The sequence below is a fragment of the Bradyrhizobium sp. USDA 4341 genome, from assembly GCF_054063755.1.
Window position 1 is genome coordinate 4,813,275 of the sequence record NZ_JBSSGO010000002.1, and the last position, 25,454, is coordinate 4,838,728.

At 65.1% G+C, this 25,454-nt stretch carries 28 protein-coding genes; 15 read left to right on the top strand and 13 right to left on the bottom strand.

The window, feature by feature from the left end:
* Positions 1–12: 12 nt before the first annotated feature.
* The 4 genes from ACVIGB_RS28830 (at position 13) to ACVIGB_RS28845 (ending at position 3,366) form a co-directional block, all read left to right on the top strand.
* Positions 13–900 (top strand): NAD(P)-dependent oxidoreductase, encoded by an 888-nt coding sequence (locus tag ACVIGB_RS28830; protein ID WP_456720102.1) that lies wholly within the window; start codon positions 13–15, stop codon positions 898–900.
* Positions 897–1,877 carry a Gfo/Idh/MocA family protein gene (locus ACVIGB_RS28835; protein WP_456720101.1) on the top strand — a complete coding sequence of 327 codons (981 nt, stop codon included), beginning with the start codon at positions 897–899 and terminating at the stop codon, positions 1,875–1,877. Before ACVIGB_RS28830 ends, ACVIGB_RS28835 begins: the two co-directional genes overlap by 4 nt.
* A 6-nt stretch (positions 1,878–1,883) precedes the next feature.
* A complete protein-coding gene (locus ACVIGB_RS28840; RefSeq protein WP_342708990.1) occupies positions 1,884–2,639 on the top strand; it encodes a GntR family transcriptional regulator in 756 nt (251 codons plus the stop codon).
* A gap of 550 nt (positions 2,640–3,189) precedes the next feature.
* The gene (locus tag ACVIGB_RS28845; RefSeq protein ID WP_176528650.1) at positions 3,190–3,366 is read left to right on the top strand and encodes a hypothetical protein; all 177 of its coding nucleotides are present in this window, start codon (positions 3,190–3,192) and stop codon (positions 3,364–3,366) included.
* 563 nt (positions 3,367–3,929) lie between these two features.
* On the opposite strand, the gene ACVIGB_RS28850 is transcribed toward ACVIGB_RS28845, so the two are convergent.
* The 3 genes from ACVIGB_RS28850 to ACVIGB_RS28860 all read right to left on the bottom strand — a co-directional run bounded on the left by ACVIGB_RS28850 (position 3,930) and on the right by ACVIGB_RS28860 (position 7,199).
* A complete protein-coding gene (locus ACVIGB_RS28850; protein WP_456720100.1) occupies positions 3,930–5,465 on the bottom strand; it encodes a serine hydrolase domain-containing protein in 1,536 nt (511 codons plus the stop codon).
* Positions 5,466–5,611: 146 nt separating this feature from the next.
* A complete protein-coding gene (locus tag ACVIGB_RS28855; RefSeq protein ID WP_456720099.1) occupies positions 5,612–6,607 on the bottom strand; it encodes a L,D-transpeptidase family protein in 996 nt (331 codons plus the stop codon).
* A gap of 169 nt (positions 6,608–6,776) precedes the next feature.
* Positions 6,777–7,199, bottom strand: coding sequence for a hypothetical protein (locus ACVIGB_RS28860; RefSeq protein WP_456749419.1), 423 nt, complete (start codon positions 7,197–7,199; stop codon positions 6,777–6,779).
* Between ACVIGB_RS28860 and ACVIGB_RS28865 the strand changes: the two genes are divergently transcribed.
* The 3 genes from ACVIGB_RS28865 to ACVIGB_RS28875 all read left to right on the top strand — a co-directional run bounded on the left by ACVIGB_RS28865 (position 7,096) and on the right by ACVIGB_RS28875 (position 9,174).
* A complete protein-coding gene (locus tag ACVIGB_RS28865) occupies positions 7,096–7,773 on the top strand; it encodes a lytic transglycosylase domain-containing protein (protein ID WP_456720098.1) in 678 nt (225 codons plus the stop codon). The two genes, ACVIGB_RS28860 and ACVIGB_RS28865, sit on opposite strands and share 104 nt — an antisense overlap.
* A gap of 60 nt (positions 7,774–7,833) precedes the next feature.
* Positions 7,834–8,535 carry a Crp/Fnr family transcriptional regulator gene (locus ACVIGB_RS28870; RefSeq protein ID WP_244549691.1) on the top strand — a complete coding sequence of 234 codons (702 nt, stop codon included), beginning with the start codon at positions 7,834–7,836 and terminating at the stop codon, positions 8,533–8,535.
* A 366-nt stretch (positions 8,536–8,901) separates the two neighbouring features.
* Positions 8,902–9,174, top strand: a complete 273-nt coding sequence (locus ACVIGB_RS28875) for a hypothetical protein (RefSeq protein ID WP_456720097.1) — start codon at positions 8,902–8,904, stop codon at positions 9,172–9,174.
* A gap of 10 nt (positions 9,175–9,184) precedes the next feature.
* Here the strand turns inward: ACVIGB_RS28875 and ACVIGB_RS28880 are convergent, their stop codons facing one another.
* Together ACVIGB_RS28880 and ACVIGB_RS28885 are read right to left on the bottom strand one after the other, a co-directional pair.
* The gene (locus tag ACVIGB_RS28880) at positions 9,185–10,219 is read right to left on the bottom strand and encodes a D-alanine--D-alanine ligase family protein (protein WP_456720096.1); all 1,035 of its coding nucleotides are present in this window, start codon (positions 10,217–10,219) and stop codon (positions 9,185–9,187) included.
* On the bottom strand, positions 10,216–11,244 hold the full coding sequence (locus tag ACVIGB_RS28885; protein ID WP_456720095.1) for a putative zinc-binding metallopeptidase: 1,029 nt from the start codon (positions 11,242–11,244) through the stop codon (positions 10,216–10,218). The genes ACVIGB_RS28880 and ACVIGB_RS28885 overlap by 4 nt, the downstream gene beginning before the upstream one ends.
* 238 nt (positions 11,245–11,482) lie before the next feature.
* Between ACVIGB_RS28885 and ACVIGB_RS28890 the strand changes: the two genes are divergently transcribed.
* Positions 11,483–11,920 (top strand): hydrogenase, encoded by a 438-nt coding sequence (locus ACVIGB_RS28890; RefSeq protein ID WP_092119750.1) that lies wholly within the window; start codon positions 11,483–11,485, stop codon positions 11,918–11,920.
* 20 nt (positions 11,921–11,940) lie between these two features.
* Here the strand turns inward: ACVIGB_RS28890 and ACVIGB_RS28895 are convergent, their stop codons facing one another.
* From ACVIGB_RS28895 to ACVIGB_RS28925, 7 genes are all read right to left on the bottom strand, one after another.
* Positions 11,941–13,224, bottom strand: a complete 1,284-nt coding sequence (locus ACVIGB_RS28895) for an RNA polymerase sigma factor (protein ID WP_456725054.1) — start codon at positions 13,222–13,224, stop codon at positions 11,941–11,943.
* A gap of 31 nt (positions 13,225–13,255) precedes the next feature.
* On the bottom strand, positions 13,256–13,651 hold the full coding sequence (locus ACVIGB_RS28900) for a YciI family protein (RefSeq protein ID WP_456720094.1): 396 nt from the start codon (positions 13,649–13,651) through the stop codon (positions 13,256–13,258).
* Between the two features lie 259 nt (positions 13,652–13,910).
* On the bottom strand, positions 13,911–14,606 hold the full coding sequence (locus ACVIGB_RS28905; RefSeq protein WP_456720093.1) for an AprI/Inh family metalloprotease inhibitor: 696 nt from the start codon (positions 14,604–14,606) through the stop codon (positions 13,911–13,913).
* Complete coding sequence (locus ACVIGB_RS28910) at positions 14,606–15,589, bottom strand: 2-hydroxyacid dehydrogenase (protein WP_456720092.1); 984 nt, start codon at positions 15,587–15,589, stop codon at positions 14,606–14,608. The genes ACVIGB_RS28905 and ACVIGB_RS28910 overlap by 1 nt, the downstream gene beginning before the upstream one ends.
* Positions 15,589–16,377 carry an ABC transporter permease gene (locus ACVIGB_RS28915; RefSeq protein ID WP_456720091.1) on the bottom strand — a complete coding sequence of 263 codons (789 nt, stop codon included), beginning with the start codon at positions 16,375–16,377 and terminating at the stop codon, positions 15,589–15,591. The genes ACVIGB_RS28910 and ACVIGB_RS28915 overlap by 1 nt, the downstream gene beginning before the upstream one ends.
* Positions 16,374–17,177, bottom strand: a complete 804-nt coding sequence (locus tag ACVIGB_RS28920) for an ABC transporter ATP-binding protein (RefSeq protein ID WP_456720090.1) — start codon at positions 17,175–17,177, stop codon at positions 16,374–16,376. The genes ACVIGB_RS28915 and ACVIGB_RS28920 overlap by 4 nt, the downstream gene beginning before the upstream one ends.
* 16 nt (positions 17,178–17,193) lie before the next feature.
* Positions 17,194–18,225, bottom strand: coding sequence for an ABC transporter substrate-binding protein (locus tag ACVIGB_RS28925; protein ID WP_456720089.1), 1,032 nt, complete (start codon positions 18,223–18,225; stop codon positions 17,194–17,196).
* A gap of 145 nt (positions 18,226–18,370) precedes the next feature.
* Here ACVIGB_RS28925 and ACVIGB_RS28930 point away from each other — a divergent pair, with 145 nt between their 5' ends.
* Positions 18,371–19,177 (top strand): creatininase family protein, encoded by an 807-nt coding sequence (locus ACVIGB_RS28930; protein ID WP_456720088.1) that lies wholly within the window; start codon positions 18,371–18,373, stop codon positions 19,175–19,177.
* 148 nt (positions 19,178–19,325) lie between these two features.
* The gene (locus ACVIGB_RS28935) at positions 19,326–19,583 is read left to right on the top strand and encodes a hypothetical protein (protein ID WP_456720087.1); all 258 of its coding nucleotides are present in this window, start codon (positions 19,326–19,328) and stop codon (positions 19,581–19,583) included.
* A 119-nt stretch (positions 19,584–19,702) separates the two neighbouring features.
* On the opposite strand, the gene ACVIGB_RS28940 is transcribed toward ACVIGB_RS28935, so the two are convergent.
* The gene (locus ACVIGB_RS28940; protein WP_050403822.1) at positions 19,703–19,972 is read right to left on the bottom strand and encodes a metal-sensing transcriptional repressor; all 270 of its coding nucleotides are present in this window, start codon (positions 19,970–19,972) and stop codon (positions 19,703–19,705) included.
* Positions 19,973–20,309: 337 nt separating this feature from the next.
* On the opposite strand from ACVIGB_RS28940, the gene ACVIGB_RS28945 reads away from it, so the two are divergent.
* The 5 genes from ACVIGB_RS28945 (at position 20,310) to ACVIGB_RS28965 (ending at position 25,323) form a co-directional block, all read left to right on the top strand.
* Positions 20,310–20,609: a hypothetical protein gene (locus ACVIGB_RS28945; protein WP_456720086.1), complete on the top strand. Its 300-nt coding sequence runs from the start codon at positions 20,310–20,312 to the stop codon at positions 20,607–20,609.
* A 186-nt stretch (positions 20,610–20,795) separates the two neighbouring features.
* Positions 20,796–21,089, top strand: coding sequence for a hypothetical protein (locus ACVIGB_RS28950; RefSeq protein ID WP_456720085.1), 294 nt, complete (start codon positions 20,796–20,798; stop codon positions 21,087–21,089).
* A gap of 37 nt (positions 21,090–21,126) precedes the next feature.
* Complete coding sequence (locus ACVIGB_RS28955; protein WP_456725053.1) at positions 21,127–22,788, top strand: NRAMP family divalent metal transporter; 1,662 nt, start codon at positions 21,127–21,129, stop codon at positions 22,786–22,788.
* Positions 22,785–23,024, top strand: coding sequence for a hypothetical protein (locus ACVIGB_RS28960; protein ID WP_456720084.1), 240 nt, complete (start codon positions 22,785–22,787; stop codon positions 23,022–23,024). The genes ACVIGB_RS28955 and ACVIGB_RS28960 overlap by 4 nt, the downstream gene beginning before the upstream one ends.
* A 307-nt stretch (positions 23,025–23,331) precedes the next feature.
* The gene (locus ACVIGB_RS28965) at positions 23,332–25,323 is read left to right on the top strand and encodes a carbohydrate porin (protein WP_456720083.1); all 1,992 of its coding nucleotides are present in this window, start codon (positions 23,332–23,334) and stop codon (positions 25,321–25,323) included.
* The last annotated feature ends 131 nt before the right edge of the window (positions 25,324–25,454 follow it).

Consider the following 25,454-nt stretch of genomic DNA (forward strand, 5'->3'; position numbering starts at 1 on the left):
CGGCGGCGCATCATGGCTCGCGAGACACCTGTCGGCATGATTGGCCTGGGGCTGATGGGATCAACACTTTCCGCGCGGCTGATCGACGCCGGCGTCGGGGTGATCGGCTTCGACGTCGACGCGGCGAAGACGGATGGGCTGCGGGCCAGCGGCGCCGAATTCGCGGCCTTCGCCGCCGAGGTGGCGGCGCGGTGCCGGACCATCGTGGTTGCGGTGTACGACGCGGCCCAGGTCACGGGCTTGCTGCCGGACCTCGCGAACGCCGAGCCGCCGCCGCTCGTCATCTGCACCACCACATGCGCGCCGGGCGAGATCACGGCGATCGCCGAATTCGCGACGCGCTCGCGCCTCTCCTTCATCGAAGCGCCGATCTCGGGCACCAGCGCCGAGGTGCGCGCGGGCACAGCCACCGCGCTGGTCGCCGGCGATCGCGACGTGATCGCTGCCGCCGCGGCGACGCTCGACATCCTCTGCCCGCAGCGGATCCGTGTCGGCGCGATCGGCAATGCGAGCCGCACCAAGCTCGCCATCAACCTGATCCTGCAGAATAACCGCGCCGCGCTCGCCGAAGGCATCGCGTTTGCCGAGAGCCTCGGCCTCGACGGCGCGAGCTTCCTTGCGACGGCGCGGCAATCGGCGGCATATTCCGCCGTGATGGACAGCAAGGGACCGAAGATGCTGGCGCGGGATTTCGCGCCGCAATCGCATATCGCGCAGACCTTGAAGGACGCCGAGCTGATCCTGCAGGAGGCCGGCCGGCACGGCCTGCCCTTGCCGCTGACCTCGATACAGGCCGAGCTGCTGCGCAAGGCGATCGCGCTCAACGGCCCGGACAGCGATAGCGCCGCTGTCATCGAGGCGATCCGTGCCGGACGCGATCAGGACAGGGACCACTCATGATCAATTGTGCGATCGCGGGCCTCGGCCGCTGGGGCCGCGCGCTGGTCGAGGCTGCGCAGAGCGAGCCGCGGCTGCGGATCGTCCGCGCGGTGGAACCCGACAAGAGCGCCGCCGCGAGCTTTTGCGCAGCGCACGGTTTGTCCCCTGCGGCCAGCCTCGAGGCCGTGCTGGCCGAGCCCGATATCGATGCCGTGCTGCTGGCAACACCGCATTCGCTGCACAGGAGCCAGGTGATCGCGGCCGCCGCGGCCGGTAAGCAGGTGTTTTGCGAGAAGCCGCTGGCGCTCAAGCGCAGCGATGCGGCCGAGATGTTCGCGGCCTGCCGCAACGCCGGCGTGCTGCTCGCGGTCGGGCATAACCGCCGGTTCTGGCCGTCGATGCAGGCGCTGCGCGCGATTGTCGCCAGCGGCGAGCTCGGCACGATCCTGCATGTCGAGGGCCACAACAGCAACGAGAACTCGCAAGGCATCACGCAGGGCTGGCGGCTGTCGCCCGAGGAGTCGCCGGGCGGCGGGCTGACCGGCGCGGGGCTGCATGTGCTCGACGGCTTCGTCAGCCTCCTTGGTCCTGCCCGACAGGTTTATGCCCGGTTGAGTGAACGCGAGCCCGGACCGCCGCCGCTCGATACTGCAACTTTAGCGATTGAATTTGTGAATGGCGTGAGTGCAACCCTTGCTACGGTCCGCGCAACACCGTTCTATTGGCGCGTGCATGTGTTCGGGACGAAGGGATCCGCAGAGGTGCTCGACGAGGGGACGATGGTGCTACGGAAATCCGGCGAGGCGCCTGCGACGACGCGCTATCCGGCGGTCAACACGCTCACCGCGGAACTTGCGGCCTTTGCCGACGCGGTCGAACGCAGGCAGCCGTTCCCGGTGCCCGAAGCAGATGTGCTGGCAACGCTCGCCGCGTTCGAAGCCGCGTTGCAGTCGATGCAGTCTGGACATCCGGTTGCCTGCCATATGGCATACCAGTGATCCGCCATGTCTGAACAACCGGAGAGGGCGAGATCGTCCCGCTACCGCGACATCGCTACCGGGCTGCAAAAGGACATCCGTCTCGGCACCTACGCGGTCGGCAATCTGCTGCCGACCGAAACCGAGTTGATGGCAAGCTATCAGGCGAGCCGCCAGACCGTGCGCGAGGCGCTGCGCATCCTGATCGACCAGGGCCTGATCGTGCGCCGCGCCGGCCTCGGTTCGGTGGTGATCGCCTCCGAGCCACCGGTGCTGTTCACCCACAGCGTCAAGTCGCTCGGCGAGTGGCTGCGCTATTCCAACGAGACCTACCGCGACGTGGTCGGCAGCAGCGACATCGTCGCCGACCGCAAGCTGGCCGCGCTCCTGAAATGCGAGCCCGGCAAGAGCTGGTTCCTGATCGAGGCCGTGCGCCGCTCCGACCAGTTCGCCGCGCCGCTCGGCTGGACCGAGATCTACGTGCTGCGCCGGTTCGCCGATGTCGTGACGCGGCCCGACCATGGCCGCACGCCGGTGCACGAGCAGATCGCCAAGATGTATGGCCAGGTCACCGAGCGCGCGCAGATGGAAATCTTCGTGCGCGGCATGCCGGCGCCGATCGCCAAGGCGCTCGGGGTCAAGACCGGCTCGCCGGCGCTCACCGTGGTACGCCGCTACTACGGCCTGCGCGAGGAACTGTTCGAGGTCACCATCACCACGCACCCGGAAGGGCGCTATACCTACACGATGGATATGCAGCGTTCGCTGCGCCCGAAGCTCTAGGTATTTGCCGAGACGCGTTGTCTTGACGCGAGCCGGAAGCCGCTTCGCTTGAAATCGCGCTAGCGCGCCCGAGCCAGATGCGTGCTGCTGGCAGAGGTATGTGCCATCTGCGGGGTTCCGCTCACCCCCCAGATGACGACCGCGATCAGCGCGGCCGCCCAGACATATGGCACAGCATTCGGCTTCTTCATTTCCGAGATCATCCCCAACGTCTCAGGAGCACCGATGAATCTTGCAACCTCAATCGTCAGCGTCTCACCAGGCACCCGTCCTTCACAACGCTACTAAGGTTAGACCTTGTCGGTTTCGGGACGTCTTCGTGCGAATCCGGAAATGATTTCGTGGGAACCGGGCCGTCTCATCCGAATTGATGAGACCGCGGGTCTACGGCTTCGGCGTTCGCGACAAGGCCGGGAGAATTTCCTGCTTAAATTTGAGTCAGATGCACAACAAACATTCCAAAGGGGTCCCGCTGAATTCTTTTTGATTGTCCGCCGGACTCCGGCCGTGGCATCACGGCCTATGACACTGCGATGACAGGGATTCTCCCGTGACTGCCCAATCGGCCAAACCGCAAGGCGGCTCCCGCCGCCACTCCAAGGAAACGCAGGACGAGGTCGCGCGGTCGCTGGAACGGGAGCTGCAGCTCCTGACGGAAGAGCGCCAGGAACGCGCCCTTCGGTTCGGCCTCGACTTTGCAGCCAAGACACCGAAGACCGACCACTAGGCGCGCTGCCGCGCCGCGACTCGAGGGCGCACAATCTCCGTAGCATTGCTGATCCGCGCGGCCATCTGACAATGGCCGGCGTGCGCGTTGGCGCGCGTCAGTCGTGCTGGGGGCTTGCTCAGGCCGCAACGGCAAAGCCGTTGCACGCCCGACGGGGAGAAGTCCGATTGACCTGTCAAACAGCTCGTTCGGTGCCATCACCCGCGAAAGCCGAAAGCGGGTGATCGAGTGCACGGCTCCTTCCCAGGCGTCGTCCCTGCGAAAGCAGGGACCCATAACCACAGGGTCGTGTTGTTGAAGAGAGCTGTGGCCCCAGCCGCGCGCAAGAATCTCCTTCGGTGGTTATGGGTCCCGGCCCCCGTGCGCAATTGCGCACCAGGCCGGGACGACACTGAATTTATGGCGCTGCTTGTGGATCACGCTTCCGCGTTCTCGCGACATCCTTGTCCGGGTTTTTGCATTTTGTTTCGCCCTCTCTCTTGAACAGAGGGCGTAGGGAAAGCCGGGTGCGTGCCCACATCACCGTCATTGCACCGTACGCGTTGCCTCAAAATAGCGAATCGTTATTGCGCGCCCTGCGCTTCCGCATCGACTTGCACATCGTGGCCGAAGCGATCCTTGCCGCTGAGCCTGGTCTTGCCGCCGTCGAACGTGAGCAGCCATCTGCGATCGGTATCGCCGCCGACCAAACGCAGGTCGATCGCAAACGTCTCAGCGGTCTGCCACGTCCCCTTCAGCGCCATCACGCCGAGCGGCGTTGGCTGGCCGAGACGATAGGTGCCGTCGAGCCCGATCGGTCCCGCCAATTTGACTACCGGCCTCGCCGCATCCGGCGTCGCCGTTTCCAGCTCGTAGTGCGCGGACGGATCGGTCAGATACAGCGTCAGCGCCCGCAGATTGAGGCCGTTGGCCGGGAAGCGCCAGGTCTTGCCCGAGATGGCCGCCGCGGTCTCGGGCACCGCACCGACCGCCGACGGCTTTTCCGTCGCGCTATCGCGCAGCGCCGCGGCAAGCTGATTGCCGCCGGCGGAGTTCACCGGCAGCGCCGTGTCGGACTTGACGGCGCCGGAAATGTCGTCGGCAATCCTGCCGAATGAGCAGTAGTCGTGCGCGGTCACGACCGTGACGATGTCGAGCGCGGGAAAGATCATGATCAGCTGGCAGCGGTCGCCAACCGCCATGAAGGCCTGCTGCTTCGGCATCACCCAGAAGAAATTGGCGTAGTGCAGGGACGGATCGAACGAAGCGTGCATCTCTGTCGTCGCGTGCCTGATGCGATCGACCCAGCCGGACGGCAGCAGCCGCTGCCCCTCCCATTCGCCGTCATGCAGATAGAGCAGCCCGATCTTGGCGGCGTCGCGCGGCGCGAGCAGAAGCCCGCCGCCGCCTTGCGTCAGCCCCGGCCCGATGCTGTGCCAGTAGGGCGCGGCAATCCCCAGCGGGCGAAACAGTTTCGTCACCGCATAGTCCCGCGCGCTCACGCCGGTGAGCTTGTTGATGATCGCGGCCAGCAGCTGCGGATTGCCGGTGTTGTAGTAGAACGCCTCGCCCGGCGCCTTCGCCATCGGACGGTCCAGGATGAACTGGATCGCATCGGGGCTGCGCCCCCATTCGATCAGCGAGTCGGGCTTGCCGCCCTCGACGCCCTCCGTCCAGGCCATCCCCGAAGTCAGGTCGAGCATGGTCTGGATCGTGATCGCCCGCTTGCGGTCATCGAGATTGGCGATGCTGCGGTCGCCAAAGAAGTCCACCATGTGATGGTCGAGGCTGTCGAGCACCTTGTCCTTGAGCAGCATCGCGACCAGCGTGCCGGTCACCGCCTTGGTGACGGAATTTAAGAGATGCGGAATCTCCGGCGTATACGGCGCATAGTAAGCGTCGAGCACGATCCGGCCATGACGCGCAATCAGGAGGCTATCGAAACTGTGAGCCGCGCCAAAGTTGACGAGCCGCGCCAGCGCGGCGGAATCCATCCCCTGCTCTTCCGGCGGCGTCGTCTGCCACTGCCGGGTCGGCCACACCGGATCGGCGGCTCGCTCTGCGCGGGCTGCGCCTGACCAGATCATCGCGGCAACCGACAACCCCCGTAGCGTCGACATGGCCAAATGTCTGAAATGCATCGGCGCCCCGTCAGGATGCGGCTGTCACCGCACCATCCGCGATCCCAGGCTTACCTGTCAATCTCGGTGCCGCCGTGGCGGAAGCGCTTTGCGATGGCCGGCGCAGCTCGGTCCCTCCTATCGCATTATCGCGTCCCGTCCACGAACGTAACCGGCGTCCCCTTCGCGACATCGGCCGCGACGTGCTGCGCATCCCAATTCGTCAGCCGAACACAGCCATGGGACGCGGCCTTGGAGACCTTGCCGGGATTGGGTGTGCCATGGATGCCGTAACCTTCTGCCGAAAGGTTGATCCAGATCGAGCCGACCGGATTGTTCGGGCCGGGCTTGATCGTGAACGGCTTCTTCGATTTGACGCCCTTGAACTTGTACTTGGGATTGTAGCGATAGGTGGGGTTCTTGTTGATCGCCGTCACCTTCAACGTGCCGCTCGGCGTCGGTTTCTCCGTGCTGCCGACCGTTGCGGGATAGAAGGCCGTGAGCTTTCCTGCGGCGTCGAATGTGCTGAGCGTCTGTCGCGCCTTGTCGACTTCGACGCGGGCAACCGGCGCCGAAGCGCCAGTGTCGAGGACGTTGGCAACCGCGATGCTGTCACCGGCCTTGTCGAACTTCTGGCCGGGATTGAGTGCCTGAAGCAACGCCTCGCTCATGTGGAACTTCTCGGCCAGCGCTTCGCGCGAGCTGGTGTAGTTCAGCGCGGGCAGGTCCTTCATGCTCTCCATCTTCGCAGGGACCTGCTTCAGGAAGGGGCCTTTCACGTCGGCATCGACGATGGTGTAGTTGACGACCGCGGGCCCTTCGCTGGCGGCGGCGAGTTTGCTCCAGATATCCGGCGTCACAGCCTTGTCGAACGACAATCCATTCGCGCCGGCAAACGCCGTGAGCGCTTTCTGCGCATTCTCGCCGAGCTGGCCGTCGATCTCGCCGGGAGAGAAATGCGCGCGATCGAGCAGAATCTCGAGCTTGGCAATGGAGGCGCTGGCCCGGTGACGGCCCGGCAATTTTCCCGTTGGCGCCGCCGCATCGTTGATCGCGGCGGCATCGAGACCCGCCGCCATCGTCGGGGCGGAGACAAGCAAAAGGACAACAGCAAAACGCGCAACTAAAAAATATCGGAACATCGCGTATCCCAACGTGGCTACATTCCGTAAAGTTACGGAAAGCGTCGAAGTTCCAATGCAAACAGCGGCGGAGTTCTGCGGTGGAACAGCCGATATCGCTGCTTCGCCGCAATCGACCCGTTAGAAAGTCGTTATCAGAACCGCATTTGCGCGCAGCTCACATCACAGTTCAGGTCTCTCGAAGCAAATGCGATTCTTCATCGCGGCGCTTGCCGCGTTTCTTGTCTTGATGCTCGACGTCGATCGTTCGCCAAGCTCCATCAACGCCTCGACAACCCAGGCCCCTGCGCTCTCGCACGACACCACAACGGACGCCGTTCCTTTCGCCGCCCGCTTCATCGAAAGCGCCGACGCCAGTGAAGCGCCCGGTGCGACGGTCGAGGGTGAGGCGCCGGCGCCTGCGATCGAGCCGCGCGACGCTCCGGCCGAGCCGCAGGCGTCCGCGATCGATACGTTCCGCCACTCCTTGAAGGACGCGGCCCAGGCGAGTGAAATCCCCGTCGCGTTCTTTTGCGCCCCTGATCTGGCAGGAGAGCCGCTTTCGTTCGAACGAGGTCAGCCACGCTGGCGCGCAGGGCGTTGCGCAGTTCATGCCGGAGACCGCCGCGGAAGTCGGGCTCGACGATCCCTTCGATCCGCTCAAGGCGTTGCCCGCCTCCGCAAGACTTCTCCGCAAGTTGCGTGACGACTTCGGCAATCTCGGCCTAGCGGCGGCCGCCTACAACGCCGGCAACGGCCGGGTCCAGAAGTGGCTCGCCACGCAAAGCGAGCTGCCGCGCGAGACCCGAGACTATCTCCGCATCATCACCGGAACCAAGGCGGAGGATTGGATCGAGAATGTCGACACGCTCGCCATTCGCATCGACCTGCCGAGCGAAGCACCTTGCGAGGGAACCGGCGGCCTGTCGAAGTCGAAGGATGTCGCTTTCGTCTCGGCATTGCTAGCATCCGCCGTGACCACGCTCACGCGCAAGGCCGAGGCCGCCCAGCAGGCGGCAAGGTCCGCCGCCAGCCGCACGCGCAGACGGCTCGTGCTTCTGATCGGAAAGGGCTCGCCCGGTGCAGCCCGGCTCGGCAAGGCGCGCCCGGCCATCGTCGCGGCCAAGGCAAACTCGGCGAAGGGCCGCGCCATTCGCGTGGCCTCGCGTTCGCGCTCGTCGAGCTGAGGCCGCGTCACGGCGCGTGCACCGCGCAAGCGCGGGCCGGGTGGATTTCCGCTCAGGAAAATGAGCACCCTGGTGTATGTTGCCGGTCGTTTTCAGATCGCTTTGCTTGCCATTCATTTTCCAGTGGGCGCTGTCATGACGCTGATCGATGGCTTGGGTTACCTGGCGTCGGCTCTTGTGTTGCTGACGTTCTGCATGAGCACGATGTTGAGCCTGCGCACCGTCGCGATATTCAGCAATCTGGCATTCATCAGCTATGGATTAGGCGACCGGATCTACCCGGTGCTCATCCTGCACATCATTCTGCTGCCGCTGAACGTGGTGTTGCTATTCCAGATGGTTCGGCTGCTTCGCAAGGCCAGGCGCGCTGCCGCGACGGATCTTTCTCCGAACTGGCTGCAACCGTTCATGCACGCGAAGCACGTCAGGGCGGGAGAAACGATCTTCAGGAAAGGCGACGATGCCGACCTGCTCTACATGGTCGTATCGGGCAATGTCAGGTTTCCCGAGATCGATCGCGGGGTCTCGGCAGGCGAATTGTTCGGGGAGATCGGATTGTTTTCCCTCGAGCGGCGCCGCACGCAGACGGCGCTGGCAGCAACCGATGTGGATTTGCTGTGGATCAGCGACGGCGCACTGCGGAAGCTGTGCGAACGCAATCCGGGACTGTCGCTGTATTTCCTGCGGCTGACAGCGACCCGGATGACGGAAAACGCCGCCCGCGCAATCGGGGTTGCCGCGGCAACACCCAATCCGGCGTAAAGCGCCGGGGCACTGCGTCTGTTGCCGGTGCTACGGCGCGGACGACGCCGCAAGGCTCGGCAGCGGCGTGAACTGCATCTCTGCAACCGCCGAGCCGGCGTAAGCACTGGCGATCAGGATCATGACTCGAATGGCGACGAACATGGTGCCTCCTCAGTCTTCTTGTTGGTCTCTTGATGCCAGAGACTTCTTTCCCGCCGGTGAGGAAAGCTGGTTGCCGCAACCTTGAAGGCATTGGTAAGCGAGCCGTTTACGCAAGGTTCCGTTCATGAGTTGGGAACCGTATCGGCCGATCGGCCGGCGCGCTAAACGCGCGGTTCACCGTCGCCGGGCATTGTTCGCCTCAATCAAGAAGGCGCAATCACAATGCCGATTTTCAAGACGATCCTTGTTGTCGTATCGATTTTTCTTGCCGTTTTGTACGTCTACGATGCCTGCCGCAGCGACGGCTTGCTCAGGGCGGCTCCGGTGAACGACGTGATTGCACGGCGCTGGCCGGAATCGGATGCGTTTCGTCCGGAGGCGGCACCCGCTCCTACAGCCACTGCCACCGCGACCCCGGCGGCGCGCGTTAGGGAAACGTTTGCGATGTTCATCCCCAGGGACGCGCGACGCCACCTGATGCAGCGCAGCCTCTAACCGCCTCGTTTCAGCCTAGCGATACGCCGGCCTTGGCCCGGCTGATCCCGAGCGCCACAATGCGATTCAACAGAATCGGGTAGTCCAGTCCGTCATGCCCGGCGGCGGTCGCGAACTCCTGGCTCTTCGCGATTTCGGGATTGGGGTTGGCCTCAATGAAATACGGAACGCCGTTGGTGGACAGGCGGAAATCGATGCGCGCGTAGCCATCGAGCCCTAAGGTCCGGTAGATGCGTTTCGCCAGCCGTTGAATATGGGCGGATAGTTCCGGCGTCAGATCCTCGGCCGGCCCGTCCGCGATTCCGATGCGCTCCTGATAGCTGGTATCGTGCTTGACCTTCTCGGTGGCGATCTGGCGCGCAGCCGGGCCGCCCATGCTGCCGAACTTCAATTCCCAAACCGGCAGGACCCGCAGCCTGTTGTTGCCGATCACGCCGACATAGAGCTCACGTCCCTCGATGAACTGCTCGGCGATCGCGGCCGTTCCGATCCGCTCATGGATGAAGGCGACGCGCTCCGCGAGCTTCTCGTCGGTATCGACGATCGACGCCTGCGAGATGCCGAGCGATCCATCGCTGCTCAGACTCTTGACGATCAGCGGCAGCGCGAGCCGCGGCGGCCGCTTGACCTTGCGGCGCATCGGGAACACGGCGAAGGCCGGCACCGGGATGCGGCGGTGATGCACCAGCGTCTTGGACAGATCCTTGCCGCGCGCCAGGATCAGGCCGCGCGGGTTGCACCCGGTATAGGGGATCTTCATCAGCTCGAGATAGCTCGCGATGTGCTGGTCATACACGACGTCGTAGTGAAACTCCTCCAGCAGCGTGAACACCACGTGCGGCTTGAAGCCGTCGATCTCGTCGCGCACCGGCTTGATTTCTTCCTGCACGCCGAGCGGACGCACCTCATGGCCTGCGGCGCGCAGGGTACTCACCACGTCGTATTCGGTTTTCCACTCGTTGATTTCCCGCGCCGAGTATCCGTCGCTGGAGTCCGGCGGCACACAGTCCGGGTGCATCAGCACCAGAATGCGAAAGTGTTTCATAGCGCGATCCATTTGCGGCGCGACGGGCCGAACAGCGCGTGCATGGTCTTGGCTGTCAGCAGGATGGTGAAATTGGTCACCAGCTTCTGCTCGGGGCCGACGGCACGCAGATTGAGCTCGCGACAGCGCAAGATCATGTCGTCGAGCACGGCATCGAGCGTCAACTGGTTCTCGCCTGTCCACCGTGCGACCAGTTGCCTGATCTGGGCGCGGTGCCGCCTGATGAAGACCGCGGCCGGCGGCTGCCGCCGATGCCGCGGATCGGCGGAGAACAGCTTGGACAGATCGCGGTCGTAGGTCTTCGGCGGCGTGAAGGCGTAGAATGCCTGCTTCTTCTTGTAGTGTTCGCCCAGCGTCTGCTTCAGCGTATGCAGCGGATCGACCCGCTCCCGCGTCGTGAGCAACGGCCGGTTGCCGGCGATCTCGCCCATCAGCTCGTCGACATATTCGAGCTTCTTCAGCGCCGGCCATCCGGCATACCGCGTCCGCCAGTTCGAGCGCGGCCGCAGCCACACCGCGAAGGTCTCGGCGAAATCCTCGTCCGGATGGCTCTGCGCGTACCAGAGCCTGAGATGCTGGACATAGTTGCGGCTGGCCGGATTGGGCCGGTAGTAGCGCGGATAGTGTTGCGACGACGGGCCGAACAGCTGCTGCCAGCGCCGGCGGCGTTGCAGCTGGTAGCCGTGCTGTATGGCGTGCCCCGCCTCGTGGCGGAGAATGGCCATGCACTCGGACCACGAGGCGCCCTCGACGTCGAGCATCATCTTCTTCTCGAGCTTCATCAGGCGCGGATGGGCGAGATAGAACGGAATGGCGATGCCGGGCACATCGGCCGGGCTGAACCATTCGCTCGAGATCCATGCGTGCGGCCGCAGCCGGATGCCACGCTCTTCGAGCTCTTCGTAGAGCGTGCTGACACAATCCGCGAGCCAGGTGCCTTCGACCGCAACCCTCAGACTGCTGAGGCGCTGCCCGAGCAACTGCGCATCCGTGAGCTTCTCCCAGGCATATTTGCGACGCGGCATAGGCTTCCAAAAACCAAAAACAAACCGGAATCGGGATGGTGTCATAGGTTGCCGCCGGCAACAACCGCCGGGCCTTCGCGGATGGTGGCCCCGTCCCGTGCCGGCTCAGGTCCAGTCCGGGCGCGCGCCCCATGCTTCGGCCGGCAGCCGGCGCGGCAGGCGCTATTCGCGCGCGGGCGCCTTCGCGCATTCTGCTATGGTCGGCCGTTATTCACACCAGTAATTTGAGGGGACAGGAATGGATGATCGGCGGCGTCTGCTTTTTCACGGCATGGTTTTGTTCCTGATCGGGCTGTTGACCGGCCTTCTCGAGCAGCATTTCGTCAATGTGCGGATGGCGCTCGCGGCCCATCTCGAAGGCGTGATGAACGGCACATTCCTGCTCGCGGTCGGCGCGATCTGGAGCGAGGTCAGGCTGCCGCCCCGCGCGAGCGCCGTAGCCTATTGGGCGCTGCTGTGCGGGACCTACGGCAACTGGGCCGTGACGACACTCGCCGCCGTTCTCGGAACCGGCGCACTGTCGCCGGTGACCGCGGCCGGGCGTGGCGCCGCGCCGTGGCAGGAGGCGCTGGTGACCACAGGATTCGTCTCGATCGGTCTTGCGATCATCGCAGCATCGATCCTGCTGTTGTGGGGGCTGCGCGGCAAGGCTGCCCTTGCCCATGACGCGAGATAGCTCCTCCTGACTTCCCGTGGTCAGCGCTGGCCGTGATCCTGCGCGGCGCGTGCCGCGACCGCGGCGCGCCGCCGCAGCAATTCGCGCTCGCGCGCGTTGCCGGCCAATGCGGCGGCGGCCTCGAACGCGGTGTGCGCCTCCGCGAAGCGGCTCAGCCGGTGCAGCAGATCGCCGCGCACGCTCGGCAGCAGATGGTAGGCCTTCAGCGCCGGCTCGTCCGCGAGACCATCGACGATCGCAAGCGCCGCAAGCGGTCCTTCGGCCATGCCGATCGCGACCGCGCGGTTGAGCTCGATCACCGGCGAATCCAGCAGCGCGGCGAGGTCGCCGTAGAGCGCGGCGATGCGGCGCCAGTCGGTCGCGTCAGGCGTGTCGGCCTCGGCGTGGCAGGCGGCGATCGCAGCCTGCAGCGCGTAGAAGCCGCCGGCGCCGCCGAGCTCGCGGGCACGCGCCAGCGCCAGTTGCCCGCGACGGATCTGCAGGCGATCCCACAGCGCGCGGTTCTGCTCCATCAACAGGATCGGCTCGCCGGCCGCGTCGGTGCGCGCCGCCATCCGCGAGGCGTTGAATTCCATCAGCGCCAGCAGCCCGTGCGCCTCCGGCTCGTGCGGCGCGATCGAGCTCAGCACGCGGCCGATGCGCAGCGCCTCGTTGCAGAGCTGCGGCCGCAGCCATTCGTCGCCGCTTGCCGCGGTATAGCCCTCGTTGAAGATCAGGTAGGCGACTTCGAGCACGGAGGCGAGCCGCTCCGACAGCTCCTCGCCGCGCGGCGTCTCGTAGGCCAGACCTGACTCCGACAGCGTGCGCTTGGCGCGCACGATGCGCTGGGCGATGGTCGCCTCCGCCTGCAGGAAGGCGCGCGCGATCTCCTCGGTGGTGAGACCGCAGATCATTCGAAGCGCCAATGCGGCGCGGGCCTCGCGCGACAAAAGCGGGTGGCAGCCGGTGAAGATCAGCCGCAGCAATTCGTCGCCGATATCGTCGTCGAGCGCGGAATCGAAATCGGGCATGGTCTCCTGCTCCCGCACCAGATCATGCGCAAGCATGCCGTGCTTCTCGGTCAGCATGCGGTTGCGCCTGATATGATCGAGCGCACGCCGCTTGGCGGTCGCCATCAGCCAGGCACCCGGCTTCTCCGGCACGCCACTGAGCGGCCAGTGCTCGAGCGCCGCGATCAGCGCTTCCTGGGTCAGATCCTCGGCGAGCGGCACGTCGCGCAGCATCCGCGACAGGCTGGTGATCAGCCGCGGCTGCTCGATGCGCCACACCGCGAGGATCGTGGCCTCGATGTCGGCGGCCGTCATCGCCGCCGACATGATGTCGGCACTTCGCGCATCAGGCGCGGGCGGAGACGTCGACCTGGCAACCGCCGTCGGCACCAGGCGTAGCGAAGGGACGAACCTCGCAGGTCCCCTCCCAGCCCGGCATATGTTCCCTGTGTAGCTGCATGAACTCCACCGCGGCCGCGACCGCCTCCTCCTTGTTGCGGAGCTCGAAGATCGCGTAGCCGCCGATCATCTCCTTGGTCTCGACGAACGGACCGTCGATGACGTTGAGCTTGCCGTCGGTGATGCGCACCTGGGCGCCCATCGCGACCGGCAAGAGCCCGCCGGTGTCGATCATGCGGCCCGCCTTGATCTCTCGCTCGGCGAGCTTGCCGATTGCCTCCATCAGGGCCGGGGTCGGCGGCCCGGGGGGCTGCGGGGAGGTGACGATATACATGAAACGCATCGGAAAGCTCCTGTGAGGCGAGACGCGGCGACGATCGCCGCAAGACCGGCTCGCTACAGGGGACGACGATTCGGGGCCAGCCGGATCGACATGGGCTCGGGAATTATTTTTAGGGGTGGACGACGGAGCAGGGCAAACCGCCGACGCTCGGTGGTGCGCCCCTTCCCCGCTTGCGACCGCCGCACTCAGAAGCGCCGACGCGCTCTTCAGGATGACGGGAAAACCAGGTTCGCAAGCGGGAGAGGCGAAATAGGTGCCCCTACTGCTCCCGCAGCATGATCAGCGGGTCGGCGCTGTCGGGGACGCGGCGCCACTGGGCGTTGTCATCGGCCTCAAACTGCCAAGTCTCGCCCTTGGGCGACATCAGGATCATCTGGCCGTGGTCGAGCCGCCACAGCGTCGGATTGAAGGCTACGACCGCGGGATCGCATTTGCCTTTCAGGAACAGCTGGAAATTGTCGTTGCCGGCGTCGGTGTTGGTCAGCACCAGGGCGCAGATCGCCTGGCCGTTGCCGCGGACCATCGACCAGTCGCCGATCATCTGGTCCATCGACTTGGCGAGCGCGCGGGCAGCGGCGAGGTTCTGCAGGATGTAGACGCCCTCGTTGGTGCGCATTCCCTCGAAGATGCCGGTCTCGACCTCGGTGAAATCGATCACGGCGTCGCCGGCCGCATTCTGCAGCCGCACGATGTCGCCGAGGCCCTTGATGCTCCAGCCGGTGATGTCCTTGGTGAAAGGCAACGCGGCGGCGCAGGCCGGCTCGAGCTCGAGCTTGAAACCTTGCGGCGTCGCATCGCTCTTCAGCGTCACGACGCAGGTCTTGCTGCGCTCGGTGGTGGCGAGCTCCCACTGCCCGATCATGTCCTTCTTCAACGTCGAGGCGTCCTGCGCGGCGGCCGGGCCGCAGGCGGCCAGCAGCACAAGCAGCACGACATTGAAGCGGGACAGGGACATCAGCGCCCCTTCACCGGCGTTTCGGCAACCGGCGTCAGCGGCGGCTTGCCGGCGAACCAGTTCTTGATGTTGTCGACCACGAGCTGGTCCATCGCGTTGCGCGTCACCTCCGAGGCCGAACCGATATGCGGCAGCAGCACGACGTTCTGCATCGCCTTCAATTCGTCCGGCACGTTCGGCTCGGCCGCGAACACGTCGAGGCCGGCGGCGAGGATGGTGCCGGATTTCAGCGCCGCGACCAGCGCCGGCTCGTCGACCACGGAGCCGCGCGCGACATTGATCAGCACGCCGCGCGGGCCGAGCGCCTTCAGCACGTCGGCGTTGATCATCTTCGCCGTCGAGGCGCCGCCCGGCACGATGACGATCAGGGTGTCGACCGCCTTCGCCATCTCGATCAGATCGGGATAGTGCTTGTAGGCGACGTCCTTGGACGGATTGCGCGAATGATAGGACACCGGCACGCGCGAGGCCTCGAGCCGCCGCCCGATCGCCTGGCCGATCCGGCCCATGCCGACGATGCCGATCTTGCGATCGCGCAACGAGCCGACGCTGAGCGGATAATTCTGGGTCTGCCACAGGCCGGAGCGCACATAGCGGTCGGCCTTGACGAATTCGCGCAGCGTCGCGATCAACAGGCCCATCGCGACGTCGGCGACCTCCTCAGTCAGCACGTCGGGCGTATTGGTGACCACGATATTGTGATCCCGCGCATAGGCGGAATCGACGTGGTCGTAGCCGACGCCGAAGCTGCCGACGATCTCGAGCTTCGGAAACATCGCCATCGCGGTCTTGTCGGTCGCCATCGTGTGATAGGTGACGGCGATGCCGCGGATCTTGGCCATCGTGTCGGGCGTCAGGCGCTTAAGGTCGCCGCGGCTCTCGGCCCGGTGCAGCACGTATTGATCGGAAAAGCCGTTTTCGAGGATTGGCCGGATCGGTCCATAAACCAACAGATCGATCTTTTCGGAAGAAATCGGGGCCATCAATTGTCCTTTCCTAACGCGCTTTCATGCCAACGCCGCAACAGAAGGTGCGAAACTAACGCCAGCACCCCATAGATGACAATCCCGGCCAGCGATAGCAGCAGAAGTGCTGCAAACATGCGGGGAATATTCAGCCGGTAGCCTGATTCAGCGATCCGGAAGGCAAGGCCCGAGCCGGCGCCGGCGCTGCCCGCCGCGATCTCCGCCACCACGGCGCCGATCAGCGACAGGCCGCCGGCGATGCGCAGGCCGCCGAGGATATAGGGCAGCGCCGCGGGCAGCTTCAGGAACAGCAGCGTCTGCAGCCGTGATGCGCCATAAAGTTGAAACAATCCGGCAAGGTTACGATCGACCGAGTTGAGGCCGAGCGTCGTGTTCGACAGCACCGGAAAGAACGCCACGATCCAGGCGCAGACGATCACCGCGGTCTGCTGCTGCAGATAGATCAGGAGCAGCGGCGCGATCGCGATCACGGGCGTGACCTGCAGCACCACCGCGTAAGGGAACAGCGAATACTCCAGCCATTTCGACTGGTTGAACAGCAGCGCCAGCACGACGCCGCCGATCGCGGCGGCGACGAAGCCTTCGAGCGTGGTCAGGAGCGTGACGCCGAGCGATTGTGCCAGCACCGGCCAGTCCGCAACCAGCGTCTTCAGCACCAGGAGCGGGCTCGGCAGCACATAGGGCTGGATGCCATAGGCGCGGACGATCGCCTCCCAGAGCACGAGGCCCGCGGCAAACACCGCAAGCGGCAGCAGAAAGCGGACGAGGTCCTGCGGAGACTTCATGCGCCCGCCTGCCCTGCATAAGACGGCGCCAGCGCGGCCGAGACCTCGCGGCAGAACGCGGCATATTCGGCCGAGGTGCGGAACTCCTCGCCGCGCGGCTCGGGCGAGGTGATGCGAAACTCGGCGCCGATCCGGCCCGGACGCGCCGTCATCACGATCACGCGCTGCGAGAGATAGACCGACTCGAACACCGAGTGCGTCACGAAAATGACGGTCTTGTGCAGGTTCCGCCACAGCGACAGCAGGTCGTTGTTGAGGCGAAAGCGCGTGATCTCGTCGAGTGCCGCGAACGGCTCGTCCATCAGCAGAATATCGGGATCGGTGACCAGCGCGCGCGCCAGCGACACCCGCATCTTCATGCCGCCGGACAATTCGCGCGGATAGGCGGTCGCGAACTCCGCAAGCCCGACCTGATCGAGCGCGGCTTCGACGCGCGCTTCGGCGTCAATCGCCGGCGCGCGGGCGAGCTTCAGCGGCAGGCTGACATTGTCGCGCACGGTCGCCCACGGCATCAGCGTCGGCTCCTGAAACACGAAGCCTACTCTGTGGCTGCCGCGCGGCTCGGCGCCGTGATGGGCGAGCTCGACCGTACCGGCGCTTGGGGCGGCGAGGCCCGCAATGAGGCGCAGCGCGGTGGATTTGCCGCAGCCGGAGGGGCCGAGCAGCGAGACGAACTCGCCGCGTCTCACGTCGAGGTCAATCGACCCGAGCGCCATTACCCCGCTGTCGTAAGTCTTCGTGACGCCGCGCAGGCGCACCGCCCATCCCGCATCAGGCCCAGAAAACGCAGGCTCCGCCATCGCGCGTCCGCACCCGTCAGTTCTTCGGCCTGAGCTCGACGCCGACCGCCCTGTTGACGAAGCGCAGCGTGTAGCCCTGGCGATAGTCGATGGTGCTCTTGACCACGCCGGCGCGCACCATCTTGTCGAAGAAGCTCGCCATCCGCTCGTCAGTCATGGCGCCGATGCCGTTCTTGATGGAATCACCGGAATCGACGATGCCGTGCTCGCGCATCTTGGCGACACAATAGGCCAGCAGCTCGTCGTTCATCTCGGGATTGAGCTTCTTGATCGTTGCATTGCCGGCCGAGTTGTCGCCGTAGACGTAAGTGTACCAGCCGACGACGGAGGCATCGACGAAGCGCTGCACCAGATCCGGCTTCTTGTCGACCAGGTCGCGGCGGGTCTCGATCAAGGTCGAATAGGAGTTGAAGCCGTAATCGGCGAGCAGCAGCACGTTCGGCTTGAAGCCGGCGGCTTTCTCCACTGCAAAGGGCTCCGAGGTGACATAGCCCTGCATCGCGGTCTGCTTGTTCACGATGAAGGGCTGCGGGTTGAAGGTGTAGGGCTTCACCTTGTTCTCGTCGAATCCGTATTCGGATTTCAGCCACTGGAAGTAGCTGGTGATGCCTTCCTTCGAGATCAAAAGCGTCAGCGGCTTCAGATCCTCGATCTTGCTGACCTTGACCTCGGGATGGGTCAGGAAGACCTGCGGGTCCTTCTGGAACATCGCCGCGACGGCGACCAACGGCACGTTGTTGGTGACGGCGTCGAAGGTCTGCAGCGAGTTCGCGCTCATGAAGAAGTCGAGCTTGCCCGCGATCAGGAGCATGCGGTTGTTCTCGTTGGGACCGCCGGGCACGATTGACACGTCGAGGCCGTACTTCTTGTAGGTACCGTCGGCGAGCGCCTGGAAGAACCCGCCATGCTCGCCCTCGGCGACCCAATTGGTGCCGAACGAGACCTTGTCCAGAGTCTGCGCCCGCGCCGGGAGGAGGCCTGCGGAAACGCCGAGGGTGGCGGCCAGAAGGGCCGTGGTTAACGCTCGCGGCAAAAAGGCCGGGATCATGGTTGGACTCCGTCGATCATTATGGCCCATGATGGAAGGCGGGAAGACGTGCACCGCGCCCGGAGACGCGAACGCCTCGCTGATGTTAAACAAACTAGCCTGCAAATCCATCCCATGAAACGCTTGTATTGAAACGACTGGCTTGATGACTTCTCAGCTTCCGCCCCGTGACTGGACCGCCATCCACTGGCCCGACCTCGCCGAGGGTGCGGCCGCGCGCTGGATCGCGGTGCTGCCGCTGGCCGCGACCGAGCAGCACGGGCCGCATCTGCCTGTTGGAACCGACGTCATGATTGGCGAGGCGTATCTGGCGCGGGTTCAGGAGCTGCTGCCGGCAGCCATCCCGGCCACGTTCCTGCCCTTGCAGCCGGTCGGCATCTCCACCGAGCACATCGATTTTCCGGGCACGCTGACCCTGCCGACCAAGGTCGCGCTGAACAGCTGGATGGCGCTCGGCGAGAGCGTGGCGCGCGCCGGGATCAAGAAGCTCGTGATGGTGACGAGCCATGGCGGCAATTCCGCCGCGATGCAGCTCGTGGCGCAGGACCTGCGCGCGCAACATCACATGCTGGTGGTAACCACGAGCTGGTCGCGCTTCGGCACGCCGGACGGGCTGTTCGATGCCGACGAATTGCGCCACGGCATCCATGGCGGTGCGGTCGAGACCTCGATCATGCTGGCGAAATATCCGCAACATGTGCGCAAGGGTGCGATCGCGGACTTCGAGCCCGCGAGCGTGCAGATCGAGAAGGACCACCGCTTCCTGTCGACCCAGCGGCCGGCGCCGTTCGCCTGGCAGGCGCAGGACCTCAATCCGAGCGGCGCGATCGGCGATGCGACCAAGGCCTCGGCCGAGAAGGGCGAGAAGCTGCTCGAGCACGGTGCGCGCGCGTTCTGCGAACTGCTGGCCGACGTCGACAGGTTTGATCCGGGCGTATTTCGCGCCAGCTGACCTGGAATTCCTTCGTCCGGCGAGAGGCCGACGAAACAATCCGCGAAACCATATTTCCGGCACGGCCTTCGAACCGGAACCGAAAAGCCTCCGTCCAACGGGCATGCGGACCACACCGGCGCCGCGCTCAAACAGGATGGAGTATCCCATGTCGATCAAGACCAAGTTTGCCGCCCTCGCCCTCACCGTGCTCGCCATGACTGGCACCATCGCGTCCACGACGTCGCAGGCCAACGCCAAGCCGTATGGCTGGGGCGTTGGCGCGGGCCTCGTCGGCGCCGCCATCGTCGGCAGCGCGATCGCGGCCAGTGACGGCTATTACGACGGCGGCTATCGGCGCTGCGCCTGGGTGCGCCAGTTCGACGCCTACGGCAACTACATCGGCCGCGTGCGCTCCTGCTACTGATCGACGGGATTTTTTTAAAGGCTGCGGATCCTGCGTTCGGCACGGGTCCTCATCCACCCCGTGTCGCACACGACCCCGTCCGGTGATCCCCCGGGCGGGTCAATTCTTGAACGCGGCGATCACAGATATTTTGCGATCAGCCGGAAGTCGCGCAGCACGTTGCGGCCCTTCGGGCCCGATGCCTTCAGCGTCTCCTCCAGGCTGTGGCCGATGTGATCGTGGATCAGCGCCTTCTTGGCGCTCTCGATCGCGCTCTCCACCGCCTGCAATTGCTGGGCGATCTGCGCACAGGGCCGGCCCTGCTCGATCATCTCGACGATGGTCTCGAGATGGCCGTTGGCGCGCTTCAGGCGCCGGGCGATCGCAGCGTGCGGATGGTCGTCTGACATTCGGTTCTCCTATCCTCCCTGGAGGATAATCGCGATCCTCCCCGGAGGATAGCAGAATCGGCTTGACAGGCCATTGTGGCAGGCGTAGTGCCCAATTGTCGGAACATGCGTTCCGCACCGGGGTCTGACCCCGGACACCAACCCGACCACGAGCCAACACAGAAGGCACATGGGCAGTAGCAACTCAGGCGACAGTAGACCGCTGACGGGACTATTGACGCCGCAACACAGCAAGACTGATCGCGCAGATTTCGCCTGCGTGGATGGGTGGTCACGCCTCGCGTAACCGTCTGCTCCTCACCGGCCTGCCGCGCGACAGCGGAAGTGGAGGTGAGCGATGTTCGAAAAGCTCGCAAAATTCCGGCCGTTTCAACCCCAGCGCGTCGCGCCGTGGACGATTCCGGCCACCTATTCCAATGACAACCTGCCGGGTTTTCGCCGCCCGGCGGATCGCCGGCGTCCAACCCCGGCCTGTCATTGGATCCTGATCGACGGCCGCCTGGAGTGCCGGTGGAGCGTCGAAACCACCCTCGAATCATCAACGAATGATTTCGATCGAGCGCGGCGCGCGGACCGGTATTCCGGCCCGCGCGCAACACCTGCGCGTTGCGCAGCAAAGATGACCGCAAGCGCCTGAAGGACCGACATGGACGAAGGACCTAGTTGTCCCGTTGCGCGCCATCGCGGCGCGGCAACGGGACTCCCTCCGGGGAACGACATCACTTTTGGAATTGCCGCTGCTCACGGCAGCGGAGGCTGCGCGCGCGCATAGAGCTGCTCCGCGTCCCTCCTGCCGTGCCCAACAGGCAGCGGGGAGACGACCATGAGCAAGACAAGTGACATCTTCGGGCAAGCCTGTCGGCCGACCTCCGCCGATGCCGTCAGGCGTCCCGCACCGGCCAACGACCCGCTCGTCCCGGTGATGCGGAGCGTCGCCGGTCTCATCAACGAGAGCGCCGGCCTCGTGCGCCATGTCGCCGCGCTTGGCATCGCGCTGATGCTGGACACCGGCCGCGATCCACCGCGGTACCGGCCTGCGGCAGCCCACATCTCGGCGCCTGAAGCCAGCAACATCGTCCGCTTTCCAACTTCCAAAACTACCAAACCACGCAAATGAGAAGGAATGAGTCATGACCGTCGTCAATGACTTGAACATGCACGCCTCCGATCGTGAGGCCACCGCCAGCTCCGTCCGCACCGCGGTGCTGGACCGCGCGCATCTCGGTGACATCCATGGCGCGCTCGGCAGTATCGCGCGCGACGACATCGCGCCACGCGCGACCTTGCTGGCCCGGTTGAAGACCCTGCTGGCGATCGTCGGCCCGGGCCTGATCGTGATGGTCGGCGACAACGATGCCGGCGCCTTCGGCACCTATACCCAGGCTGGTCAGAATTACGGCACCACGCTGCTGTGGACGCTGCTGCTGCTGATCCCCGTGCTCTACGTCAACCAGGAAATGGTGGTGCGGCTCGGCGCCGTCACCGGCGTCGGCCATGCGCGGCTGATCTTCGAGCGCTTCGGCAAGTTCTGGGGCGCCTTCAGCATCATCGATCTCCTGGTGCTGAACGCGCTGACCATCGTCACCGAATTCATCGGCATCACCTTCGCGCTTCATTTTCTCGGCGTCTTGCAGTTCTGGGGCGTGCTGGCCTCTGCGGCGATCGTGATGCTCGCGGTGTCGACCGGGGACTTCCGCCGTTTCGAACGCTTCGGCATCGTGCTGGTCGCAGGCAGCCTGCTGCTGGTGCCCATTATCCTGATGGTGCATCCGCCGGTCGGGCAGATCGCAGCTGATTTCTTCGTACCGAAGATGCCGCAGGACGCCAAGCTCAGCGAAGTGATGCTTTTGATCGTTGCCATCGTCGGCACCACGGTGGCGCCGTGGCAATTGTTCTTCCAGCAGAGCTACATCGTCGACAAGCGGATCACGCCGCGCTTTATCCGCTATGAGCGGATGGATCTGTGCATCGGCATTGTACTGGTCGTGATCGGCGCCGTCGCGATGATCTCGTTCTGCGCCGAGGTGTTCGCCGGAAAGCCCGAATTCGGCAATTACACCGACGCGCTGGGGACCGCGGTCGGGTTGGAGAAATATGCCGGGCGGCTGCCGGCGGTGCTGTTTGCCCTCGCACTGCTGGATGCCTGCATCATCGGCGCGGCCGCGGTCTCCCTGTCAACGGCCTATGCGATCGGTGACGTGTTCGCGGTCAAGCACTCGCTGCACCGCAAGCCGTGGGATGCGAAGGGCTTCTACGGCGTCTATTGCGGACTGATCGTGCTCGCCGCCGTGCTGGTGCTGACGCCGGGCACGCCGCTCGGACTGCTCACCAACGCGGTGCAGACGCTGGCCGGCGTGCTGCTGCCGAGCGCGACCGTGTTCCTGCTCTTGCTGTGCAACGACCGCCACATCCTCGGGCCCTGGATCAACTCGACCCGGCTGAACCTGTTCACGGGCGCGGTGGTGGCGGGCCTCGTGATGCTGTCGGTGATCCTGACTGCCGCGGTGCTGTTCCCGGATCTCAGCGAGCAATGGATCATCGGCATCCTGGTCGGCGGCAGCCTGCTTGCGCTCGCGGTCACTGCGGCAGTCAAGCTGTGCGAGATGTTGTCGCACGGTCGCGCGTCCTCCCGCTTCACGCACAAGCCGCCGCTGTTCGACCGCGACACCTGGCGGATGCCGCCGCTCGACCGGCTGCCGCCGGCACGGCTCAGCCCGCTGAGCCGAATCTGGATGCTGGTGCTGCGCGGCTATCTCGTCGTCGCTGCCGGCCTCGTGCTGCTGCGCATCGTCCAGCTCGCCACGGTGGGGGCGTGACCGCGCTTGGCCGCGGCCGGAGATGGGGCGCGATCGTGTTGTTCAGGCTGGCAAGCGCCATCCTGCGCGGCGCCACCGCGCTCTATCAGCGGCGTGTGATTTCAGGCGCCGACCTGCGGACGGCGCTGTCGATGGCGCGATGCGTCGAACGGGCCGGCGCGAGGGTCGTGCTGGGCAGCACCTCGCAGCCGGCATTCTTCAAGACAAGGGACGAAGACAATGGTGGCCTCGATTGAACGGTCCGTTCTCGACCGATTTGCCACAGACGCGCGGGCGTTCACAGCGGATGAGGCCCACAGCCTCGGGGTGTTACGCGACTGTCATAGTGGCGTGCAAATCGGAGAGGTATCCCGCGCGCCTCAGTTGCTATTGCGAATTACTTGCAACAAGCCGCGGAGGATGCTAGGTGCTGATCTGGCTTTGGATGGGACGACACGGATCGGACCGGGGACGGCGGGCGATGAATTCAAATCTCGGGTGGCAAGTGGCCGCCAAATCTGCAATGCCGGGCGAAACCGCCAACCGTTCGCGGAAAGCCGCGTCATGACCTGCGTCCGTCTCTTCCGGGTTCGGATCGCCGCCGGCGCAGCGCTCGGCGCGGCGGCATTCGGCACGCCGGCGGCCGCGGCCGATATGGCCGTCAAGTCACCGGCCATGAACGCGGCGGTCTATAGCTGGACCGGCTTTTACGTCGGCGGCCATGTCGGCTATGGCGACGGCAGCCTCGGTCCCGATACCAATCCGCTTCCCTTGCAGGGCGTCTTCTTTCCTCACAGTGTCACGGGAGGGATCGGCGGCTTCCAGGTCGGATACAATCACCAGTTCGCAAACCGCTTCGTGCTCGGCGTCGAGGCCGATGCGACATTCGTGGGCCCGGTCGATCTGCCGCGGCGCACGCTCGGCCCATTCAATAGCTCGATCGACTATGTCGGCACCGTGCGCGGCCGCGCCGGTCACAGCTTTGGTAGCTGGATGCCGTACATCACGGGTGGCTTCGCCTGGGGACGCAGCCAGGTCAGGGTCAACGATGCCGCCGGCAACGTGATCTCGGAGCCCGGCCAGTATCAGACCGGCTGGACTGTCGGCGCCGGCGCCGAATTTGCGCTCAGCGGCAATTGGACGGCCAAGCTCGAATACGACTACGTCGACCTGTCGCGCCGTACGCTCGGTCTCAACGATTTCGGCATGCCCGGCGTCAGTATCGACCCGCGGCTGCAGATGCTGAAATTCGGCCTCAACTACCAGCTCGGCGATTCGCCCTGGTCGGCGACGCCGACGCGGTCCGTGCTGCCGGACTCCAGCGACTGGAGCGTGCATGGGCAGACCACGCTGATCGGTCAGGGCTATCCGTCGTTCCGCGCGGCCTATGGCGGCACCAACAGCCTTCCGGGCGCGGGGCAAGCGCAACAAACCTGGACCACGACGGCGTTTCTCGGCGTGCGGCTCTGGGAAGGCGGCGAGTTCTATTTCAATCCGGAGACCGCGCAGGGCTTCGGCCTCAACGGCACGCTCGGCCTCGCCGGTTTCCCGAACGGCGAGGCTCAGAAGGCCGGCGCCGAATATCCGAGGATCCGGCCGCAACGCTACTATCTCAAGCAGACCTTCGGCTTCGGCGGCGAGCAGGAAGACGTCCCCGACGGTCCCAACCAGATCGCGGGCAAGCGCGACATCGACCGCCTCACGGTCGTCGTCGGACGCTTTGCGGTCGGCGATTTCTTCGACGGCAATTCCTACGCCAAGGACCCGCGCGCGGACTTCATGAACTGGGCGATGTGGGCCTCGGCCGCCTACGACTTCCCGGCCGACCTGCCCGGCTATACCCGCGGCGCCGTGGTCGAGCTCAACCGCAAGGATTGGGCGGTGCGCGCCGGCGTGTTCCAGGTGCCCAATGCACCGAACACCGACGTGCTGACGTTCAAGACCGGCGGTGCAGTGGTGGAATTCGAGGGCCGTTACTCGGTCTTCGATCAGCCCGGCAAGCTGCGCGTCGGCGTGTTCGGCAATCGCGGCAACACCGGCAACTACGCCCAAGCGCTCGCGATCGAGGACGCCAACCCCGGGCTAGACATCAACGACGTAATGGCCGGTATCCGCAAGGACAACACCAAGTACGGCTTCTACCTGAACGGCGAGCAGCAGATCGCAACCGATGTCGGCCTGTTCGGCCGCCTGAGCTGGAACGACGGCCGGAACGAGATCCTGTCGTTCACCGACGTCGACCGCAGCGTCTCCGGCGGCGTGTCGATCAAGGGCAGCTATTGGGGCCGGGCGAACGACACGATCGGCATCGGCGGCGCAGTCAACGGTCTGTCGTCAGCGCATCGCGACTACCTCGCCGCCGGCGGCCTCGGCCTTTTGATCGGCGACGGCGCGCTCAACTACAGTCCGGAGCGGATCTTCGAGACCTACTACGCCTATCAGGTGAACAAGAGCCTGACGCTGACCGCGGACTATCAGTTCATCACCAACCCCGCCTACAACGCCGATCGCGGCCCGGTGCACATCTTCTCCGGCCGCATCCACGGCGAGTTTTGAGCCACGCCACCTCCCAACGTCGTCCCGGCGAAAGCCGGGACCCATAACCACCGCTGTATGTGGTTATGGCAGGCTGGGGCCACAGCGAGGCAAATACAACACCCTGCGGCTATGGGTCCCGGCCTCCGTGC

Excerpts from the sequence above, each read along its gene's own strand:
- ACVIGB_RS28830 (WP_456720102.1), top strand. The coding sequence starts at position 13 with ATGGCTCGCGAGACACCTGTCGGCATGATTGGCCTGGGGCTGATGGGA.
- ACVIGB_RS28835 (WP_456720101.1), top strand. The coding sequence starts at position 897 with ATGATCAATTGTGCGATCGCGGGCCTCGGCCGCTGGGGCCGCGCGCTG.
- ACVIGB_RS28840 (WP_342708990.1), top strand. The coding sequence starts at position 1,884 with ATGTCTGAACAACCGGAGAGGGCGAGATCGTCCCGCTACCGCGACATC.
- ACVIGB_RS28850 (WP_456720100.1), bottom strand. The coding sequence starts at position 5,465 with ATGTCGACGCTACGGGGGTTGTCGGTTGCCGCGATGATCTGGTCAGGC.
- ACVIGB_RS28855 (WP_456720099.1), bottom strand. The coding sequence starts at position 6,607 with ATGTTCCGATATTTTTTAGTTGCGCGTTTTGCTGTTGTCCTTTTGCTT.
- ACVIGB_RS28860 (WP_456749419.1), bottom strand. The coding sequence starts at position 7,199 with ATGAACTGCGCAACGCCCTGCGCGCCAGCGTGGCTGACCTCGTTCGAA.
- ACVIGB_RS28870 (WP_244549691.1), top strand. The coding sequence starts at position 7,834 with ATGAGCACCCTGGTGTATGTTGCCGGTCGTTTTCAGATCGCTTTGCTT.
- ACVIGB_RS28875 (WP_456720097.1), top strand. The coding sequence starts at position 8,902 with ATGCCGATTTTCAAGACGATCCTTGTTGTCGTATCGATTTTTCTTGCC.
- ACVIGB_RS28880 (WP_456720096.1), bottom strand. The coding sequence starts at position 10,219 with ATGAAACACTTTCGCATTCTGGTGCTGATGCACCCGGACTGTGTGCCG.
- ACVIGB_RS28885 (WP_456720095.1), bottom strand. The coding sequence starts at position 11,244 with ATGCCGCGTCGCAAATATGCCTGGGAGAAGCTCACGGATGCGCAGTTG.
- ACVIGB_RS28890 (WP_092119750.1), top strand. The coding sequence starts at position 11,483 with ATGGATGATCGGCGGCGTCTGCTTTTTCACGGCATGGTTTTGTTCCTG.
- ACVIGB_RS28895 (WP_456725054.1), bottom strand. The coding sequence starts at position 13,224 with ATGACGGCCGCCGACATCGAGGCCACGATCCTCGCGGTGTGGCGCATC.
- ACVIGB_RS28900 (WP_456720094.1), bottom strand. The coding sequence starts at position 13,651 with ATGCGTTTCATGTATATCGTCACCTCCCCGCAGCCCCCCGGGCCGCCG.
- ACVIGB_RS28905 (WP_456720093.1), bottom strand. The coding sequence starts at position 14,606 with ATGTCCCTGTCCCGCTTCAATGTCGTGCTGCTTGTGCTGCTGGCCGCC.
- ACVIGB_RS28910 (WP_456720092.1), bottom strand. The coding sequence starts at position 15,589 with ATGGCCCCGATTTCTTCCGAAAAGATCGATCTGTTGGTTTATGGACCG.
- ACVIGB_RS28915 (WP_456720091.1), bottom strand. The coding sequence starts at position 16,377 with ATGAAGTCTCCGCAGGACCTCGTCCGCTTTCTGCTGCCGCTTGCGGTG.
- ACVIGB_RS28920 (WP_456720090.1), bottom strand. The coding sequence starts at position 17,177 with ATGGCGGAGCCTGCGTTTTCTGGGCCTGATGCGGGATGGGCGGTGCGC.
- ACVIGB_RS28925 (WP_456720089.1), bottom strand. The coding sequence starts at position 18,225 with ATGATCCCGGCCTTTTTGCCGCGAGCGTTAACCACGGCCCTTCTGGCC.
- ACVIGB_RS28930 (WP_456720088.1), top strand. The coding sequence starts at position 18,371 with ATGACTTCTCAGCTTCCGCCCCGTGACTGGACCGCCATCCACTGGCCC.
- ACVIGB_RS28935 (WP_456720087.1), top strand. The coding sequence starts at position 19,326 with ATGTCGATCAAGACCAAGTTTGCCGCCCTCGCCCTCACCGTGCTCGCC.
- ACVIGB_RS28940 (WP_050403822.1), bottom strand. The coding sequence starts at position 19,972 with ATGTCAGACGACCATCCGCACGCTGCGATCGCCCGGCGCCTGAAGCGC.
- ACVIGB_RS28945 (WP_456720086.1), top strand. The coding sequence starts at position 20,310 with ATGTTCGAAAAGCTCGCAAAATTCCGGCCGTTTCAACCCCAGCGCGTC.
- ACVIGB_RS28950 (WP_456720085.1), top strand. The coding sequence starts at position 20,796 with ATGAGCAAGACAAGTGACATCTTCGGGCAAGCCTGTCGGCCGACCTCC.
- ACVIGB_RS28955 (WP_456725053.1), top strand. The coding sequence starts at position 21,127 with ATGCACGCCTCCGATCGTGAGGCCACCGCCAGCTCCGTCCGCACCGCG.
- ACVIGB_RS28965 (WP_456720083.1), top strand. The coding sequence starts at position 23,332 with ATGACCTGCGTCCGTCTCTTCCGGGTTCGGATCGCCGCCGGCGCAGCG.